The organism is Brotocaccenecus cirricatena, from assembly GCF_020687045.1.
Lineage (GTDB): Bacteria > Bacillota > Clostridia > Oscillospirales > Oscillospiraceae > Vescimonas > Vescimonas cirricatena.
Window position 1 is genome coordinate 1 of the sequence record NZ_JAJEPW010000034.1, and the last position, 17,748, is coordinate 17,748.

Annotated in this window: 16 protein-coding genes and 1 other RNA gene; 9 read left to right on the forward strand and 8 right to left on the reverse strand. The window is 61.3% G+C overall.

Annotated elements, in window-relative coordinates:
* Positions 1-176 precede the first annotated feature (176 nt).
* Genes rplU through rpmA form a run of 3 tightly spaced genes read left to right on the forward strand, consistent with a single transcriptional unit; the run spans position 177 to position 1,159 of the window.
* Positions 177-488, forward strand: a complete 312-nt coding sequence (rplU, locus tag LKD37_RS11090) for a 50S ribosomal protein L21 (RefSeq protein WP_302929277.1) — start codon at positions 177-179, stop codon at positions 486-488.
* Between the two features lie 8 nt (positions 489-496).
* Positions 497-826 (forward strand): ribosomal-processing cysteine protease Prp, encoded by a 330-nt coding sequence (locus tag LKD37_RS11095; RefSeq protein WP_302929278.1) that lies wholly within the window; start codon positions 497-499, stop codon positions 824-826.
* Positions 827-877: 51 nt separating this feature from the next.
* Complete coding sequence (rpmA, locus tag LKD37_RS11100) at positions 878-1,159, forward strand: 50S ribosomal protein L27 (RefSeq protein ID WP_022177948.1); 282 nt, start codon at positions 878-880, stop codon at positions 1,157-1,159.
* Between the two features lie 65 nt (positions 1,160-1,224).
* On the opposite strand, the gene LKD37_RS11105 is transcribed toward rpmA, so the two are convergent.
* On the reverse strand, positions 1,225-1,824 hold the full coding sequence (locus LKD37_RS11105; RefSeq protein ID WP_302929279.1) for a cytidylate kinase-like family protein: 600 nt from the start codon (positions 1,822-1,824) through the stop codon (positions 1,225-1,227).
* A gap of 221 nt (positions 1,825-2,045) precedes the next feature.
* Between LKD37_RS11105 and LKD37_RS11110 the strand changes: the two genes are divergently transcribed.
* A complete protein-coding gene (locus tag LKD37_RS11110; RefSeq protein WP_302929280.1) occupies positions 2,046-2,723 on the forward strand; it encodes a dTMP kinase in 678 nt (225 codons plus the stop codon).
* A gap of 47 nt (positions 2,724-2,770) precedes the next feature.
* Here the strand turns inward: LKD37_RS11110 and LKD37_RS11115 are convergent, their stop codons facing one another.
* Positions 2,771-2,914 carry a hypothetical protein gene (locus LKD37_RS11115; RefSeq protein WP_302929306.1) on the reverse strand — a complete coding sequence of 48 codons (144 nt, stop codon included), beginning with the start codon at positions 2,912-2,914 and terminating at the stop codon, positions 2,771-2,773.
* Between the two features lie 100 nt (positions 2,915-3,014).
* Between LKD37_RS11115 and mltG the strand changes: the two genes are divergently transcribed.
* Entirely contained in the window at positions 3,015-4,133 is a 1,119-nt protein-coding gene (gene mltG, locus LKD37_RS11120) for an endolytic transglycosylase MltG (protein WP_302929281.1), read from the forward strand.
* On the forward strand, positions 4,130-5,359 hold the full coding sequence (locus tag LKD37_RS11125) for a peptidase U32 family protein (RefSeq protein WP_302929282.1): 1,230 nt from the start codon (positions 4,130-4,132) through the stop codon (positions 5,357-5,359). Before mltG ends, LKD37_RS11125 begins: the two co-directional genes overlap by 4 nt.
* A 157-nt stretch (positions 5,360-5,516) precedes the next feature.
* On the opposite strand, the gene LKD37_RS11130 is transcribed toward LKD37_RS11125, so the two are convergent.
* The 5 genes from LKD37_RS11130 to murD all read right to left on the reverse strand — a co-directional run bounded on the left by LKD37_RS11130 (position 5,517) and on the right by murD (position 14,183).
* Positions 5,517-6,032, reverse strand: a complete 516-nt coding sequence (locus tag LKD37_RS11130; RefSeq protein WP_302929283.1) for a hypothetical protein — start codon at positions 6,030-6,032, stop codon at positions 5,517-5,519.
* A gap of 293 nt (positions 6,033-6,325) precedes the next feature.
* Positions 6,326-9,841 (reverse strand): pyruvate:ferredoxin (flavodoxin) oxidoreductase, encoded by a 3,516-nt coding sequence (gene nifJ / locus LKD37_RS11135; protein WP_302929284.1) that lies wholly within the window; start codon positions 9,839-9,841, stop codon positions 6,326-6,328.
* A 232-nt stretch (positions 9,842-10,073) separates the two neighbouring features.
* Positions 10,074-12,047 (reverse strand): NAD-dependent DNA ligase LigA, encoded by a 1,974-nt coding sequence (gene ligA / locus LKD37_RS11140; RefSeq protein ID WP_302929285.1) that lies wholly within the window; start codon positions 12,045-12,047, stop codon positions 10,074-10,076.
* 7 nt (positions 12,048-12,054) lie between these two features.
* Complete coding sequence (yunB, locus tag LKD37_RS11145; RefSeq protein WP_302929305.1) at positions 12,055-12,741, reverse strand: sporulation protein YunB; 687 nt, start codon at positions 12,739-12,741, stop codon at positions 12,055-12,057.
* Between the two features lie 56 nt (positions 12,742-12,797).
* The gene (gene murD, locus LKD37_RS11150) at positions 12,798-14,183 is read right to left on the reverse strand and encodes a UDP-N-acetylmuramoyl-L-alanine--D-glutamate ligase (RefSeq protein ID WP_302929286.1); all 1,386 of its coding nucleotides are present in this window, start codon (positions 14,181-14,183) and stop codon (positions 12,798-12,800) included.
* A gap of 118 nt (positions 14,184-14,301) precedes the next feature.
* Here murD and rnpB point away from each other — a divergent pair.
* An RNA gene (rnpB, locus tag LKD37_RS11155) (RNase P RNA component class A) lies at positions 14,302-14,643 on the forward strand.
* 163 nt (positions 14,644-14,806) lie between these two features.
* On the forward strand, positions 14,807-16,156 hold the full coding sequence (locus tag LKD37_RS11160; RefSeq protein WP_302929287.1) for an acetyl-CoA hydrolase/transferase family protein: 1,350 nt from the start codon (positions 14,807-14,809) through the stop codon (positions 16,154-16,156).
* Between the two features lie 66 nt (positions 16,157-16,222).
* Here the strand turns inward: LKD37_RS11160 and srtB are convergent, their stop codons facing one another.
* Complete coding sequence (srtB, locus tag LKD37_RS11165) at positions 16,223-17,011, reverse strand: class B sortase (protein ID WP_302929288.1); 789 nt, start codon at positions 17,009-17,011, stop codon at positions 16,223-16,225.
* Positions 17,012-17,121: 110 nt separating this feature from the next.
* On the opposite strand from srtB, the gene LKD37_RS11170 reads away from it, so the two are divergent.
* Complete coding sequence (locus tag LKD37_RS11170; RefSeq protein WP_302929289.1) at positions 17,122-17,748, forward strand: HAD family hydrolase; 627 nt, start codon at positions 17,122-17,124, stop codon at positions 17,746-17,748.

Below are 17,748 nucleotides of genomic sequence, written 5' to 3' on the forward strand. Positions count from 1 at the left end.
CTGCCGCGAAAGCGGCAGGCGGGCAAATTTTGCTTTGGAAAACGGCGAAAAGTGATTGACAAAGGTGAATTTCTCTGTTATACTCTATAAGCCGCTTTGAATGGGTCAAAAGTTCCGGCCTTGCCGGACGCCCCCGACAGCGAGTCCGTAATAAAGGAAAGGCAGGTGCAACAAGTATGCAGGCTATTATCGTGACCGGTGGTAAGCAGTACAACGTCTCCGAGGGTGACACTCTGTTTATCGAGAAGCTGGACGTCAACGCGGGTGATTCCGTGGTGTTCGACCAGGTCCTGGCCATCGTCGACGGCGAAAACACCAAGTTCGGCACTCCCGTGGTGGAGGGCGCTAAGGTGGACGCCACCGTCGTCAAGAACGGCAAGGGCAAGAAGATCCGTATCTTCAAGTATACCCCCAAGAAGGGTTATCGCAAACGGCAGGGTCATCGTCAGCCCTACACCAAGGTGGAAATCGGCAAGATCTCCTTCTGAGTGACAGCATGACGACCGTTACATTCCTGACAGAGGAAGCCCGCATCGTCGGTTTCGATGCGCAGGGACACAGCGGCTTCGCCGCAGAGGGTGAGGACATCGTCTGCGCCGCCGTTACCAGCGCCGTGCGCCTGGTAGAAGCCACCATCAATGACGTGATGGGTCTGTGTGCCGCGGTGAAAGTCCGGGAGCAGGATGCCGCCATCTCCTTTCGTCTGCCCGGGGGCCTGGCTCCCATGGCGGAGAACACCTGCCAGAATCTTCTGACGGGGCTGATGGTGTATCTGGCCCAGCTTCACGACGAGTATCCGGAAAACATTGAAGTGATGGAGGCGTGAAACCCTCCTGTTCCCCCCGCAATCATCTCATAGAAAGGATGGTACTGCATTATGCTGAACATTGGTCTGCAGTTCTTTGCCCATAAAAAAGGTATGGGCTCCACCAAGAACGGCCGTGATTCCGAGTCTAAGCGCCTTGGCCCCAAGCGCGCTGATGGTCAGTTCGTTCTGGCCGGCAACATCCTGGTCCGCCAGCGCGGCACCCACATCCACGCCGGCACCAACGTTGGCATCGGCAGCGATGACACGCTGTTTGCCAAGGCCGACGGTGTTGTCCGCTTCGAGCGTCTGGGCAAGGATCGTAAGCAGGTTTCTGTTTACCCCGCCGAGTAAAAGAACCATATGAAAAGCACCGCCTGCGGGCGGTGCTTTTTTTTGTATCAAAATATGTGCGGCGGTCAGTCCTGCTCCTGAAATGCCCGGATATACGCCTCCAGGGCTTCGGCGGTTTTCTCCACCCCCAGGACGCTGGTGTTCACCGTCAGGTCATAGCAGGAGCTGTGGCCCCAGAACTTGCCGGTGTGGTGGTGGTAGTAAACCCGGCGGTGCCGGTCGGTTTTGGCCACCAGCAGCGCGGCCTTTTCCAGGGAGAGATTGTGCCGCTGCTGGATGCGCTTGATCCGCTGGGTCAGGTCCGCCCGGCAGAAGATCCGCAGCAGGCCCGGCCGCCCGGCCAGGGCATAGTCGGCGCAGCGGCCCACGAAGATGGCGGATTCGCCGCTGTCGGCGATCTGGCGGATCATGTCGAACTGCCGCTGGGCCACGTTGTGGGGGATGGAGTTGTCAAATTCGTTGATCTTGCGGCTGAGAATGCGGTTCACCGGCCGCTCGTCGTACTCCTGGGCCAGCCGCTGCATTTCCGGGTCATTTTTCCAGAGCTCGTCAATAAGCTCCCGGTCCAGCATCCGGATGCCCAGCCGCTGGCTCAGCAGGACCGCCAGGTCATGCCCGCCGCTGCCGTATTCGCGGCCAATGGTGATAAGAATCTGCTTTTTCATGCGAAAACATCCTTTCTGCACCCCGTCAATGGTGATGATTTGTCTATATTATACTGCCTTTGTCCGGATTTGTCACCTGATTTTTACGGATTCTGTACAGGAAAATGAAAATGTATAGATGAGGCCTCCGGACGGGGCGGAAAACTTTTTCATGGACAAAAGGGCCGGGCCGTGGTAGAATAACCTGAATGCATATGTCGAGCCGGGGGAGGAAACATAGGATGAGCGGAAAACTGATCGTATTCGAGGGCACCGACGGCTCCGGAAAGGCCACCCAGACGGCGCTTCTGTGCCGGGAGCTGGAGAGCCGGGGCGTGCCCTTCCGCAAGCTGGAATTTCCCCGGTACAAGGAGGAGTCCTCGGCGCTGCTGCGGCTATATCTCAGCGGGGCCTTCGGCACCGACCCGGCGGACGTCAATGCCTATGCCGCCGCCACGTTCTTCTCCGTGGACCGCTATGCCTCCTTCAAGCAGGACTGGGGCAGCTGGTACCGGCAGGGGGGACTGGTCATCGCCGACCGGTACACCACCAGCAACGCCGTGCACCAGACCTCCAAGCTGCCGCCTCAGGAGCGGCAGGCGTTTCTGGATTGGCTGTTTGACTTTGAATACCGGAAGCTGGGGCTGCCGGAGCCGGACCGGGTGCTGTATCTGGACGTGCCCACGGAGCTGTCGGAGCAGATGATGCGCCGCCGGGAGCAGCTGACCCACACCACCGCCGACATCCACGAGCGGGACGAGGCATACCTGCGGTCCTGCCGGGAGAGCGCCGCCATGGTGGTGGACTACGGCGGGTGGACCCGCATTGACTGCGCCCGGGACGGACAGGTCCGCTCCGTGGACGACATCCACCGGGAGGTCATGGAGCGGCTCCGGGACCTGCTGGAGGGCATAAAATAGGGAGGGAACGCCTGCGCGTCCCCTCCGGGCGAAGGTATGTACGGCCCTCAGCAGGAGCAGCAGCCGTCGCCTCCGTTGCCGCAGCCGCAGCGGGATCCGGTTCCGCTGCCGCAGCAGCAGAACACCAGCAGTAAGATCACGATCAGCCAGATGCAGGAGCAATTGTTGTTGTCAAAGCACATGCGATTCACCTCACTTATTTCCTGTATGGGCTATTCTATGCCGGAGATGGCTCCGGCGTATCTTGTCCGGGTGTGTCCGGCGGAAAAAATAGAGAAAGGAACCGATCATATGTCCGATTATCAGAACTCCGATACGGCCAAATGGGATGCCCAGGAGGTCCGTAAGCAGGCTTCCGGCCAGGGGCCGAAGCCCAAGAAAAAGCGCCTGGGGTGGCTGGGCTATCTGGCGGGGGTCATCGTGGCCTCGTTCCTGCTGGCCGGTATCGGCTGGCTGGCCGTCAACGATGTGTGCGCCCTGAATAAGGCTCCTCTGACCGCCACCATCGAGGTGGAAAGCGGCGACTCCGTGGGGACGGTGGCCACCAAGCTGAAGAAGGCGGGGCTCATCAACTCCAAGCTGCTGTTCATGATCACCAGCCCCGTGTTCCACGCCAGCCGCTATATTCAGCCCGGCGTGTATGAGCTGAACACCGACATGGACTTCAACTGTCTCATCAAGTCCATGCAGCCCACCGGCGGCGTGGCGGCCACCGTTACCGTCACCATCCCCGAGGGCTACACCGTGGAGCAGATCATCCAGCTGCTGGCGGAGAACGACGTGTCCGACGCCGCCGCCCTGGAGGAGTCCGCCAAGAACCATGTGTTCGACAAGTTCGACTTCGTGGACAACGAGAATCTGGGCAGCATCAGCCGCCTGGAGGGCTATCTGTTCCCGGATACCTATGAGTTCTATGTGAAGGAAAACGCCGACTCGGCCCTGAGCCGCCTGCTGGCCAACTTTCAGGACCGTATTGTGGACGATCCGGACCTGGCGCCGCTGATCGCCAACTCCTCCTACAGTCTGAAGGAGATCGTCATCATGGCATCCCTGATCGAGAAGGAGACCGACGGCACCGACCGCACGCTGATCTCCTCCGTGATCCACAACCGGCTGGAGAACGTGGGCGAGACGGCCCATCTGCTGCAGATCGACGCCTCCCTGGTGTATGCCGCCGGGCGGGAGATCACCGAGGACGACTATCAGACCCTGGACAGCCCCTATAACCTCTATACCCACCAGGGCCTGCCGCCCACGGCCATCGCCAACGCCGGTAAGGCCTCCATCCAGGCCGCCCTGCAGCCGGACGATACCAACTACTATTTCTATGTGCTCAATCCCGATACCCAGCGGCATGTGTTCAGCCGCACCCTGTCCGAGCACAACGCCAATCTGCGGAAGTTCGGATGACGGCGGAGCGAAAAAAACCGGAGCTGCTGGCTCCGGCCGGGGACTGGGAAAAGCTGCAGATGGCCGTGCTGTACGGGGCGGACGCCGTGTACCTGGCGGGGACATCCTTCGGCATGCGGTCCTTTGCGGGGAATTTCAGTGATGAGGAGCTGCCCCGGGCGGTGGACTTTGCCCACCGGCACGGGGTGAAGGTCCACGCCACCGTGAACACCATGCCCCGCAGCGGCGAGGTGGACCGACTGCCGGAGCACCTGGAAAAGCTCAACGACGCCGGGGTGGACGCCCTGATTCTGGCGGACCTGGGGGCCTTTATCCTGGCCGGGAAATATGCCCCCCGGTGCCAGCGGCACATCAGCACCCAGCAGTCCATTGCCAACTATGCCTGCGCCCAGGCGTGGTTCGACCTGGGGGCCCAGCGGGTGGTGCTGGCCCGGGAGCTGGGGATGGACGAGATCCGGGAGATCCGCCGCCGGGTGGACCCGGCCCTGGAGCTGGAAACCTTCTGCCACGGGGCCATGTGCGTGTCCTATTCCGGGCGGTGCCTGCTGTCCAACTATATGACCGGGCGGGACTCCAACCGGGGAGCCTGCGCCCAGCCCTGCCGCTATCAGTACGCCCTGATGGAGGAGAAGCGGCCCGGGGAATATTTCCCGGTGTTCGAGGACGAGAAGGGCACCTACATCATGAACTCCCGGGATATGTGCATGATCGACCACCTGGACGACCTGATGGACGCCGGGGTGGACTGCCTGAAGATCGAGGGGCGGGCCAAGTCCGCCTATTACGCCGCCATTGTCACCGGGGCCTATCGCCATGTGCTGGACGACGTGGCCGCCGGGCGGCCGGTGGACCCGGTGTGGCGGGACGAGGTGGAGCATGTCAGCCACCGGCACTATTCCACCGGATTTTTTTATGGCCAGCCGGGGCAGTTCTATGAGGACGCCCGGTACATCCGGGACTGGCAGATCTGCGCCGTGGTGACGGACTGCACGCCGGAGGGCCTGGCCACCCTGAGCCTGCGCAACAAGTTTGCCTGCGGGGATCAGGTGGAGGTGGTGGGGCCGGACACCAAGCCCTTTACCATGACAGCCCCCATGATGACCGACAGCCAGGGGCTGCCGCTGACGGAGCCGAAAACGCCGCAGATGGTGTTTACCATGCAGCTGCCCCATCCGGTGCCGCCTATGAGCTTTGTCCGCCACGCGGTGGACCTGGGCGGAAGATAAATGTGTTGAAGCGGGAATCCGACTTGCCGGATTCCCGCTTTTGATATAAATTCCCGAGCCTGGATTGCCGTGATGGTTCGGCCATAGCCCGATCACGCAAAAAGGATGGCCATCAAAGCTCGGAATGGAAACCTGGCCGACTTTTTCCCTTCTTGGTTCAGTTTATCACAACAGCATCCTGGTTGATATACACGGTGTAACCTTCAGAGAATTCGGGAATGTAGGCAAAAAAGCAATACATTCGAGCCACCCCATTTTCAATTTCGTAGGAGAAAAATGTAGAAAATGCGGAGTCTGACACGGATGGGAGCGGATCCTGATCTGTCGACATGTAAGTAATGAGAATGTAGTGCTCCCCATAGTCCGGGACGAAGCACTCTGTTATGTGGCACAAGTTGTCCTCTATTTGTGCCACTTTATCGGTGTAACGCAAAGAAATAGGGGCGACCTGTCCATTGTCGAGGATCTGAAAAACATTCCATTCGTAGTCGCCGTTTGATGCATCGTACCAATACAGTAGGGCAGTTTCCGTTCCATCTACCCGCAGGATGACATCCTTTTTTGATAAATCAACGAATGAAGGCCAAACGGTAACTGAAGACATGCAGGCCGTCAGCATACAAAGCAAGGAACACACGCAGAACGCGATGGCGAAGTGTCGGAACGGTTTCATATGTTTTCTCTCTTTCCTCTTATATGGCGGTGGGAAGCTCTCACCCCTACTATATACAACACCGTTGCAGCCGTTTTGCAACGGACTTTTTTTATTTTTGGAAAGATTGTGGTATATGCCAAAAAGCACACGTGTTTTTTGGCCGTTATGCCCGGGGAACGGAGCCTCTGTCGGGATAAATGCCGCAAAAGAGAACGGCGCGACCGAAGCCGTGCCGCTCTCTGAAAACGAAAGGTTCTTATCGCTTTTTAATTATCCGGCGTTGTGATTATCTGGCTGCATTGTGCCCGGCCTTATTGATCCTCGGCCCGGCGCTTATAGGACTCGTATTTGGCCTTGGCGGCGTCCTCCGCCTCGGCGAACAGGACCTTGGCGTTCTCCGGGAAGCTCAGCTCCAGGGAGGAGTAGCGCACCTCGCCCTTCATGAAGTCGTACAGGGCCATGCTGGGCTCCTTGCTGTCCAGGGTGAACTTGTGGGTCTCGGGACTGTAGCGGTACAGGTTCCAGTAGCCGGAGGCCACGGCGTCCTTCATCTCCTGCTGGACGCAGCCCATGCCCTTCTTGATACCGTGGTTGATGCAGGGCGCGTAGCAGATGACGATGGAGGGACCCTTGTGGGCCTCGGCCTCCCGGATGGCCTTGATGAGCTGGGCCGGGTCGGCGCCCATGGAGCACTGGGCCACATAGACGTTGTCGTAGGTCATCATCAGCATGCCCAGGTCCTTCTTCTTGGTCTTCTTGCCGCTGGCCTGGAACTGGGCCACGGCGCCCACGGGAGTGGCCTTGGAGGACTGTCCGCCGGTGTTGGAATACACCTCGGTGTCCACCAGCAGGACGTTGACGTCCTCGCCCATGGCGAACACATGGTCCAGACCGCCGTAGCCGATGTCGTAGGCCCAGCCGTCGCCGCCGTACATCCACATGGTCTTTTTGGACATATCCTTGCGGCGCTTGAGGATCTCGTCCACCACGGCCTGCTCCTGAGCGGAGAAGGTCTCGCTCTCCAGCAGGTGCAGCAGCTCCCGGGTGGCGGGGGTGGAGGCGTCCAGGTCGTCATAGGTCTCCAGCCACTTGGCGATGGCGGCCTTGACGGCGGCGTTTTCGGTCATGTCATCCAGCTGATGGACGTAGTCCGTGACGGCGGCGCGCAGCTGCTTCACCGCCAGGCACATACCATAGGAGAACTCGGCGTTGTTTTCAAACAGGGAGTTGGACCAGGCGGGACCCTTGCCCTCCTTATTCTTGCAGTAGGGCACGCAGGGCATGGCAGCGCCCCAAGCCTGGGTGCAGCCGGTGGCGTTGGCCAGGAACATCTTGTCGCCGAACAGCTGGGTCAGCAGCTTCACATACGGGGTCTCGCCGCAGCCGGCGCAGGCGCCGTTGAACTCCACCAGGGGCTGGCGGAACTGGCTGCCCTTCAGGGTGAACTTGTCGAAGCGGTCGTTCTTCTCGGGGATGGTTTGCAGGTAGTTCCAGTTGGTCTGATCCAGGGACACCTCGTGGGCCGGGACCATGCGCAGGGCCTTGCCGCTCTTGGGGCAGGAGGCCACGCAGCTGCCGCAGCTGGTGCAGTCCAGGGTGGACACGCCCATGGTGTACCGCAGGCCGGCCAGTTGGGGACCCTTGGCGTCGGTGAGCTCCAGACCGGCGGGGGCGTTCTTCACCTCGTCCTCGTTCAGCAGATACGGACGGATCACCGCGTGGGGACACACGAAGGAGCAGCGGTTGCACTGGATGCACTCGTCCTTGTCCCACACCGGCAGATGGGTGGCGATGCCGCGCTTTTCATACTGGGAGGTGCCCAGAGGCATGGTGCCGTCCTCCATGCCCCGGAAGGCGGAAACCGGCAGATCGTCGCCCTTCTGGGCGTTGATGGGCACCAGGATATTCTTGATGACGTCGGGCACATCGGCGCGGGGCGGCTGGATGGCGGCACCGGACAGGTTCTTCCACTCGGGCTTCACCTGCACCTGCACCAGGGCGTTGATGCCGGCGTCCACGGCGGCGATGTTCATGTTGACCACCTTTTCGCCCTTGAGGCCGTAGGTCTTTTTCACGGCGGCCTTCATGTGCTCCACGGCGTCCTCCACGGGGATGACATTAGCCAGCTTGAAGAACGCCGCCTGCAGCACCATGTTGGACCGGTTGCCCAGACCCAGGGCCTGGGATTCCTTATTGGCGTCGATGATGTAGAAATGAATGTCGTTTTCCGCGATATAGCGCAGGATGTCGCCGGGGATGTGCTGCTCCAGCTGGTCCTCGGTCCACTCGCAGTTCAGCAGGAAGCTGCCGTGGGGCTTCAGCTCGGAGATGATGTCGTACTTGGTCAGATAGGTCTGGTTGTGGCAGGCCACAAAGTCGGCCCGGCTGACATAGTAGGTGGAGCTGATGGGGTGCTTGCCGAAGCGCAGATGGCTCTTGGTGATGCCGAAGGACTTCTTGGTGTCGTACTCAAAGTACGCCTGGCAGTACATATCCGTGGTTTCGCCGATGATCTTGATGGAGTTCTTGTTGGCGCCCACGGTGCCGTCGGAGCCCAGGCCCCAGAACTTGCAGCTGATGGTGCCCTCGGGCTCGGTGAGCAGGGGGGCGCCCACGGGCAGGGACAGGTGGGTCACGTCATCCTCGATGCCGATGGTGAAGTGGTTCTTGGACTCCTCCAGCAGCAGATTGTCGAACACGGCCTTCAGCTGGGCGGGGGTGGTGTCCTTGCTGGACAGGCCATAGCGTCCGGCGAAGATCAGGGGGCGGTCCGCCTCGTTGATATAGGCGGCGCAGATGTCCTCATACAGGGGCTCGCCGATGGAACCGGCTTCCTTCACACGGTCCAGCACGGCGATGCGCTTCACGGTCTTGGGCATGGCGGCCATCAGGTGCTTGCGGGAGAAGGGGCGGAACAGGTGCACCTGCAGGAAGCCTACCTTCTCACCCTTGGCGTTCAGATAGTTGACGACCTCCTGGGCACAGCCGGACACGCTGCCCATGGCCACGATGACGCGCTCTGCGTCAGGCGCGCCGAAATAGTTGAACAGGTGATATTCCCGGCCCGTCAGGCGGCTGATCTGGGCCATGTAGTCCTCCACCACGTCGGGGAGGTTGGCATAGTCGGTGTTGTTGGATTCACGCAGCTGGAAGTAGATATCGGGGTTATCCACCAGGGAGCGCATCCGGGGATCCTCGGGGTTCAGGGCGTTGGCGCGGAAGCGGGCCAGGGCCTCGTAATCCACCAGCTTGGCGTATTCGTCATAGCTCAGCACGTCGATCTTCTGGATCTCGTGGCTGGTGCGGAAGCCGTCGAAGAAGTGCAGGAAGGGGATCCGGGCCCGGATGGCGGACAGATGGGCCACGGCGGCCAGGTCTGCGGCCTGCTGGACGCTGCCGCTGGAGAGCATGGCAAAGCCCGTCTGGCGGCAGTTCATCACGTCGCTGTGGTCGCCGAAGATGGAGAAGGCGTGGGTGCCCACGGTGCGGGACGCCACATGCAGCACGCCGGGCAGACGCTCGCCGGAGATGCGGTGCATGGTGGGGATCATCAGCATCAGGCCCTGGGAGGCGGTGAAGCTGGTGGCCAGAGCACCGGCCTCCAGTGCGCCGTGACATGCGCCGCAGGCGCCGGCCTCGGACTGCATCTCCACCAGGCGGACGGTCTGGCCGAAGATGTTCTTTTTTCCGTTGGCGGCCCATTCGTCGGTTTTCTCCGCCATGGGGGACGACGGGGTGATGGGATAGATGCCCGCTACCTCGGAAAAGGCATAGGCAACATAGGCGGCGGCTTCGTTGCCGTCACAGATTTTCAGGAGCTTGCTCATATAGGTTCCTCCTCACACATTTTTGCGGCGGCCCCACACAGACCGCCGTCCGACCTATACATACATTTTTCATTTTAGCACTTTGAATTGAGATGTCAATGATTTAACAAATGATTTCATTGAATTTTTCCGTAAAATCTAATCGGGAGTCGTGGAAAGAAACAAAAAGCCATGGAGCCGGTAACTGGCTCCATGACTTTTGCATAAAAATTATTATATTGGTGAGAATTATTTATTTCAGCAGCTCCAGGAACTCCTCCTCCGTCAGGACGGGGATGTTCAGCTCCTGGGCGCGGCGCAGCTTGGACCCCGCGCCGGGCCCGGCCACCACATAGCTGGTCTTTTTGGACACCGAGGAGGCGGACTTGCCGCCCCGCTGCTCGATCATCTGACCGGCCTCCTCCCGGGTGAAGCGCTCCAGGCTTCCGGTGAGGATGAAAGTCATTCCGGCAAAACGACTGTCAACCAATTCCTCTTTACAGCTCATATTGACCCCGACGTCCTCCAGACGCCGCAGCAGGTCCCGGGATTGGGGGCTTTCCATCCACTGGCGGATGTAGGCGGCGGTGATGGGGCCCACATCGTCGATGGAGGTCAGCTCCTCCTCCGTGGCCTGGGACAGGGCCTGCATGGTGCCGAAGCGGCGGGCCAGGACCTTGGCGGCCTTTTCGCCCACCTGCCGGATGCCCAGGGCGAAAATCAGACGCCACAGGTCGTTGTCCCGGCTTTTATAGATGGCGGCCACGGCGTTGGCGGCGGACTTCTCGCCCATGCGCTCCAGGGGGGCGATGTCGGCGGCGGTCAGGTCGTACAGGTCGGCGGCGGTTTTTACTAGACCGCTTTCGATGAGCTGATTCAGCACCGCCGGGCCCAGGCCGTCAATATCCATGGCGTTCCGGCTGGCGAAATGGGTCAGGTTCCGCAGGCGCTGGGCCGGGCATTCCGCGCCGGTGCAGCGCAGGGCCGCGCCGTCCGGGTCCCGCTCCACCGGCGCGCCGCACACGGGACAGGTCCGGGGCAGGTAGTAGGGGACCGCCCCGGCGGGGCGGTGCTGCGTTACCACCTCCACGATCTCGGGGATGATCTCTCCCGCCTTCTGCACCACCACGGTGTCGCCGATGCGAATGTCCTTCTGGGTGATATAGTCCTGGTTGTGGAGGGTGGCGAAGGTGACGGTGGTCCCGGCCAGGCGCACCGGCTCCAGCTGGGCCTTGGGCGTCAGCACCCCGGTGCGGCCCACCTGGACCACGATGTCCAGAATGCGGGAGGTCTTGCGCTCCGGGGGATATTTATAGGCGATGGCCCAGCGAGGAAACTTGGCGGTGCTGCCCAGGGTCTCCCGGTCCGCCAGGTTGTTGAGCTTCACCACCGCGCCGTCCATGTCGAAGGGACGCTCCATCCGGGTGTCGTTGAGGCGGTCGATTTCCGCCATGATATCGGCATGAGTACGCAGCAGGCGATAGGGGATGACCTTGAAGTGCTGGGAGCGGAGATAATCCAGGGTCTCCGTGTGGGTGGTGAAGCTGCGGCCTTGGGCCAACTGGAGGTTGAACACGGCGATATCCAGCTGCCGCTGGGCGGCGATCTTGGGATCCAGCTGCCGCAGGGAGCCTGCCGCCGCATTGCGGGGATTGGCCATCAGGGGCTTGCCCTCGATCTCCCGGCGGGCGTTGAGCTTTTCAAACACGCTGCGGGACATATACACCTCACCCCGGACGATGAGACGGGGCAGCTTCTCCGGCAGGGTCATGGGGATGGAGCGGATGGTGCGCAGATTTTCCGTCACGTCCTCGCCCACCTGGCCGTCGCCCCGGGTGGCCCCCCGGACGAACACGCCGTCCCGGTATTCCAGGGCCACGGACAGGCCGTCCACCTTGGGCTCCACGCTGTATTCCGCCTGGGGCATGGTCTCCGCCACCCGCAGCAGGAAATCCCGGACCTCCTCGCCGTCAAAGACGTCCTGAAGGCTCTCCAGAGGTACGTCGTGGCGGACCTGTTCAAACTGGGACAGGGCCGGGCCGCCCACCCGCTGGGTGGGGGAGTCCGGGGTCACCTCCTCCGGGTGCTCCCGCTCCAGGTCCTCCAGGCGGCGGAGCATATGGTCGTACTCATAGTCGCTGATGGTGGGGGCGTCCAGCACATAATAGCGGTAGCCGTGGGCGTTGAGGGTGTCCCGCAGCTCCCTCATTTCGGTTTTATAGTCCATGTTTCACTTATCCTTTGTTCATGATGTTGTCCCGGGCGGTATCCTCCAGCTCATCGGGCGTGGTGCTGAAATAGGTGTACGTCTCCGGCACGGAGCCGACGATGACGGTCTCTGCCACGGCGATCTCGTTGCTGACCTTGGTGGAGGCGGTGAAGCCCGGCAGGAGAATGCTGGTGTACACGTCCACGCTCAGCAGAATCTGGTGCCGGGTCTGGTTGATACCGGCGGCGGAAAAGGCGTTGCGCAGGCTGGCGTCGGTGGAGCCTACCGCCTGCATCCGCACCCGGATGCAGGGCCCCCGGCCCGCCAGCAGGGTGGAGCCGGTGAGGGTTCCCACGGGGATGGACAGCTCGCTGGTGGATACCTCCGACAGCCGCCGGAGAATTTCGTCGGCGATCTGGGACAGCAGACGGTTAAAGGCCGCCATGTTGCTCTCCAGAGCCGCCACCCGGCCGGTTTCGTCCTTTTCCAGGTGGATCAGCACGTTATAGTCCACCTGGCCGCTGTCGATGGCGTCCCGGACGGCGTCCACCACGATGCGGTTGACGGCGTTGGACACCCGCGCGGTGGCCAGGCTGACGATGATGGGCCGCATATGCAGCACCGCCGCGCAGCCCAGGCCCGCCGTCAGCAGGACCGCCAGCACCAGCCAGGTCAGCCGCCGCTGCCGTCCGGTGAGACGCAGATAACGCATTCTTCTCACGGCACACACCCCCTATGGGTCAATATATGCCGCAGGGGGAGCGGTCGTTACTCCTGCCAGGAGTTGACGATGGCCTTGAAGGTCTTGCCCCGCTCCATGAAATTCTTGAACTGGTCAAAAGCGGCGCAGGCAGGGGAGAGGGTCACCACGTCCCCGGGGACGGCCCGGTCCCGGGCGGTCTCCACGGCCCGCTGGAACGGCGTCACATCCAGTATTTCCGGATGGCCCGGCCGGTAGCCGGGGGCCTGCTCCACAGCGGCACGGATCTTGTCTGCCGTGGCGCCGCACAGGATCAGCAGCTTCACGTGCTCCACCACCTCGGGGCCCAGCACATCGAAGGGAATGTGCTTGTCATAGCCCCCGGCGATGAGGATCACCTTCTCCTTGAAGGAGCGCAGGCCCGCGATGGTGCGGGAGGGGCTGGAGGCGATGGAATCGTTGTAGAACCGGACGCCGCGCCAGGTGCGCACCAGCTCGATGCGGTGCTCCACGCCGTTGAAGGCCCGGGCAAAGGTGCGGATCACGTCGTCCGGCACCAGACCGTCCACCGCCGCAATGGCGGCCATGTAGTTCTCCACGTTGTGGACGCCGGGCAGGCGGATGTCTTCGGTGGTCATGATCTGACGCTCCCGTCCGTCCCGGCGGGAGATCACGGCGTCGCCCCGCAGAAACACGCCGTTTTCCGGCTCTGCCTGGCGGCTGAAATACAGGGCGCGGCCCGGGGCATGGGCGGACAGCTCCCGGGTGATGGCGTTGTCCAGGTTGAAGATGGCGGTGTCCCCGGGCTGCTGGTGGCGGAAGATGTTCTCCTTGGCCCAGACATATTCCTCCATGCTCTTGTGGACGTCCAGGTGGTTGGGAGCCAGGTTGGTCAGCACCGCGATGTGGGGGCTGCGGGTCATGGTCATCAGCTGGAAGCTGGACAGCTCCAACACCGCCCAGTCGGTGGGCCGGATGGAGCCGGCCTCGGCCAGCAGTGGGTGGCCGATGTTGCCGCCCACATGGACGGTGTGTCCCGCCGCCCGCAGGAGCTCGGCAATAATGGTGGTGGTAGTGGTCTTGCCGTCGGAGCCGGTGACGGCGATGATGGGGCAGGGGCAGACCTGGAAAAAGACCTCCATCTCGGAGGTGATGACGCTGCCCCTGGCCCGGGCGGCCTCCAGCTCCGGCACGTCGGGCCGCAGGCCCGGGGTGCGGAAGATCACGTCCTGGTCCAGGCCCTGAAGATACCCGTCGCCCAGCCGCAGCACGGCTCCGGCGGCCTCCAGCTCCTCCGCCAGAGCGCCCAGCTTCGCCCGGTCGCTGCGGTCGCAGGCTGTGACGGCGATGCCCTCCCGCAGCAGCAGACGCAGCAGCGGCGTGTTGCTGACGCCGATGCCGATAACGGCCACGGTTCTGCCTCGCAGAGAGGCGATATATTCCTGCAAAGTCATAGGATGAACCTCCTTATCGTATCTGACCCGGTTATTATACCGCATTCCGGGGCGGGGTTCAATCAATTTCCGCAAAAATCGGTTGACTTTCCGAAGCGGGTCGGGTACAATATTCGTGCGAGTAAGCCAGACAGTCGCGGGGACAAGGCGAAAGCCTGTTCATGAGGAAAGTCCGGGCTCCACAGGGCAAGGATAACGGGTAACGCCCGCCGAAGGCGACTTCAGGAAAAGTGCAACAGAGATATACCGCCTCCGTTGGAGGTAAGGGTGGAAAGGCGAGGTAAGAGCTCACCCATCGGCTCGAGAGTGTCCGATGCTGTAAACTCTATCCGGAGCAACACCGGTATGGGAGCAATAGGGCGGCCCGTCCGCTCCCGAGGTGGCTGAAGCGCACCGGCAACGGCGCGCTTAGATAGATGACTGTCAAATACAGAACCCGGCTTACAGACTTGCTCGCGCACACCATATGGGCCCGCCGGCGGAGATCGCCTGGCGGGCCCCTTTTTATGCCCACAGCGAGGCGGAAGCCGACTTTTTTCGGGAATCTCTGTTAATCTATTGACAAACTATGGAAAAGGTGATTTAATTAACAATATCAAAACAGAGAAAGAGGCGGACAGGCTATGGCGATACCGTTTGACTATACGTCGGAATACAAACGCAAGCTGCGCACTCCGGAGGAGGCTGCGCGGGTGGTCAAAAGCGGCGACTGGCTGGATATCTCCATGGGCGGGGCGTTCCCGTCCCTGATGGACGAGGCCATTGCCAAGCGGAAGGACGAGCTGCGGGGCGTGAAGATCCGGGGCTATCTGATCCAGCAGCCCATTCAGATGGTGGAGTGCGACCCCAGCCGGGAGCACTTTATCTATAACAGCTGGCACATGTCCGGCTATGAGCGCAAGCTCTGCGACCGGGGCCTGTGCAACTTCAACCCTATGGTGTTCCGGAATCTGGGGGCCTACTATGACCATTTCCTCACGGTAAACGTGGCTATCACCTGCGTGACCCCCATGAACGAGCACGGGTATTTCAACTTCTCCGTGTCCAACGCCTTCGCCCGGGCGGTGCTGGACAAGGCCGACGTGGTGATCCTGGAGGTCAACGAGAATCTGCCCTGGGTCTATGGCGGGCTGGACGAGTGCATCCACATCGACGATGTGGACATGATCGTGGAGGGCCCCCACGGCCCCCTGCCGGGCATTAAGACTCCCGCCGCCAGCGAGACGGAGATGAAGATCGCCGAGTATGTGGTGCAGAATATGGTGGACGGCTCCACCCTGCAGCTGGGCATCGGCTCCCTGCCCAACGCCGTGGGCCAGATGATCGCCCGCTCCGACCTGCGGGACCTGGGCATCCACACGGAGATGCTGTGCGACTCGTACCTGGATATGTACAAGGCCGGAAAGATCAACAACAAGAGAAAGACCCTGGACCGCTATAAGAGCGTGTTCGGCTTTGCCATTGGTTCGCCGGACCTGTACGACTGGATCCGGGAGAACCCCGGTGTGGTGACCTATCCCATCAGCTACTGCAACGATCCCTCTATCGTGGGGAAGATCGACAACTTCGTGTCCATCAACAACTGTATCTCCGTGGACCTGTACGGCCAGATATGCGCCGAGAGCGCCGGCACCCGGCAGATCAGCGGCACCGGCGGGCAGCTGGACTTCCTGGAGAGCGCCGCCGTGTCCAAGGGCGGCAAGGCGTTCATCTGTCTCACATCCTCCTTTACCAACAAGGAGGGGGAGATGGTGTCCCGCATCAACCCGCTGCTGACTCCCGGCGATATCGTCACCGATCCCCGGAGTCTGGCCTACTACATCGTCACCGAATACGGCGGCGTGAACCTGGTGGGCTGCAGCACCTGGGAGCGGGCGGAGAAGCTCATCTCCATCGCCCACCCCAAGTTCCGGGACGAGCTGATCGCCAACGCCGAAAAGCAGGGCATCTGGCTGCGGTCCAACAAGCGGTAAAGGGAATACATACATAAGAACACCCGCTGCGGCGTAATGCCGCAGCGGGTGCTTGAATATAGCCGGTTACTGGATAGGCTCCAGAACGCCCAGGACCACATAGCGGACGTTCTTGAACTCATAGGTGCAGGTGGACAGGGTAACGATATGACTGTCCGCCGAGGGAACGCCGGTGGTGGAGCGGAAGGTGGAGTGGTTTACCATCTGCTGCAGGAACTCCTGGGTCAGCTGGAACTGATAGACCCTGCAGTCGGAATAGGCCACCTGGCCATTGCCGTCGAGGATATAGCCCGAGGCGTCCACAATGACCCCGGCAAACAGGTGCAGCTTGTAGCTCTGCTGGGGGGTCAGCATGTAGAGGTAGGGATGCTGGTCATAGTAGGCCTGCTGCTTGTACTTCACCAGGTTGGAGAACATGGCGCCGGACGTCATATTGTGTCCGTAGATCAGGCTGTTCTGGTCGGAGAAGTCGGCGCTGTTGGCGCAGTCCATGAAGATGCTGCCGTTGTCGTTCCAGGTGCCGTCCAGCAGGTGACGCAGATAGTAGTCATTGTCGCTGCCCTGGACCACCGGGTAATTGATATGGGTATTGGCCCCGTAGATCCAGGCGATGACGTCGCCGTTGGTTTTCAGCAGCTCGTCAAACTGCACCGTGGGGCACTCCGGGTCGCCGCTGGGGTCCTGGGTCGGGTCGTTGTTATCGCTGTCGCCGGGGAGGGTCACAAAGCGGTTGGCCTCGGAAATGACCTTATCGCTGCGGTATTTTTCCAGATAGTAGCTGCCCACCTTGTAGGCGGCAAACAGGAACACGCCCACAAGCAGGGCGAGGATCACATAGTATACGGGCTTTTTCATGGCGGCGTCTCCTTTTGTGGGATGGCTCTATTTTATCAGCTTTTCCCCGGTATTGCAAGGACTTTGCATTTTTGGTATAATAACGCAAAAAGCCAAGGGGAGGCACAGCGATGCTGATTTTTGACATGGACGGCACCCTCATTGATTCCAACGGGATCTGGCGGCAGGTGGACGAGGCGTTCCTGGCCAAGCGGGGGTATCCGTATACCCGGGAGTATTACGAGGGCGTGGCCCACACCATTTTTCCCATGGCCGCGAAATTCACCAAAGCCTATTGCCATCTGGAGGAGTCCGAGGAAGAGATCATGGCCGAGTGGATGCAGATGGCCGGGGACGCCTACGCCGTGCGGGTGCCCATCAAGCCCGGGGTCCGGGAATATCTGGACCGGTGCCGGGCGGCAGGGGAGAGGATGATCGTGCTGACCTCCAGCGTGCCGGAGCACTGCCGGGCCGCCTTGGGACGGCTGGGGCTGACGGAGTATTTCGAGCGCATCCTCTTTGCTCACGACCTGGGCATGGACAAGAAGGACCCGGAGACCTTCCGCCACGCGGCGGCACTGATGGGCGTGACGCCGGAGGACTGCACCATGTATGACGACTCCGTGGCCGCCTGCCGGGCGGCCCGGGAGGCCGGAATGCAGGTGGTGGGGGTGTACGACGCCTTTTTCCACGTTTCCTGGCCGGAGATGCAGCAGGTGTGTCACCGGGTCATCCGCAGCTTTGAGGAGCTGTTATAA

Bases quoted from the DNA above. Each gene is read 5' to 3' on its own strand.
- LKD37_RS11160 (WP_302929287.1), top strand. From the start codon at position 14,807: ATGGCGATACCGTTTGACTATACGTCGGAATACAAACGCAAGCTGCGC.
- murD (WP_302929286.1), bottom strand. From the start codon at position 14,183: ATGACTTTGCAGGAATATATCGCCTCTCTGCGAGGCAGAACCGTGGCC.
- LKD37_RS11110 (WP_302929280.1), top strand. From the start codon at position 2,046: ATGAGCGGAAAACTGATCGTATTCGAGGGCACCGACGGCTCCGGAAAG.
- rpmA (WP_022177948.1), top strand. From the start codon at position 878: ATGCTGAACATTGGTCTGCAGTTCTTTGCCCATAAAAAAGGTATGGGC.
- ligA (WP_302929285.1), bottom strand. From the start codon at position 12,047: ATGGACTATAAAACCGAAATGAGGGAGCTGCGGGACACCCTCAACGCC.
- rplU (WP_302929277.1), top strand. From the start codon at position 177: ATGCAGGCTATTATCGTGACCGGTGGTAAGCAGTACAACGTCTCCGAG.
- LKD37_RS11125 (WP_302929282.1), top strand. From the start codon at position 4,130: ATGACGGCGGAGCGAAAAAAACCGGAGCTGCTGGCTCCGGCCGGGGAC.
- nifJ (WP_302929284.1), bottom strand. From the start codon at position 9,841: ATGAGCAAGCTCCTGAAAATCTGTGACGGCAACGAAGCCGCCGCCTAT.
- LKD37_RS11130 (WP_302929283.1), bottom strand. From the start codon at position 6,032: ATGAAACCGTTCCGACACTTCGCCATCGCGTTCTGCGTGTGTTCCTTG.
- LKD37_RS11095 (WP_302929278.1), top strand. From the start codon at position 497: ATGACGACCGTTACATTCCTGACAGAGGAAGCCCGCATCGTCGGTTTC.
- srtB (WP_302929288.1), bottom strand. From the start codon at position 17,011: ATGAAAAAGCCCGTATACTATGTGATCCTCGCCCTGCTTGTGGGCGTG.
- LKD37_RS11170 (WP_302929289.1), top strand. From the start codon at position 17,122: ATGCTGATTTTTGACATGGACGGCACCCTCATTGATTCCAACGGGATC.
- LKD37_RS11105 (WP_302929279.1), bottom strand. From the start codon at position 1,824: ATGAAAAAGCAGATTCTTATCACCATTGGCCGCGAATACGGCAGCGGC.
- mltG (WP_302929281.1), top strand. From the start codon at position 3,015: ATGTCCGATTATCAGAACTCCGATACGGCCAAATGGGATGCCCAGGAG.
- yunB (WP_302929305.1), bottom strand. From the start codon at position 12,741: ATGCGTTATCTGCGTCTCACCGGACGGCAGCGGCGGCTGACCTGGCTG.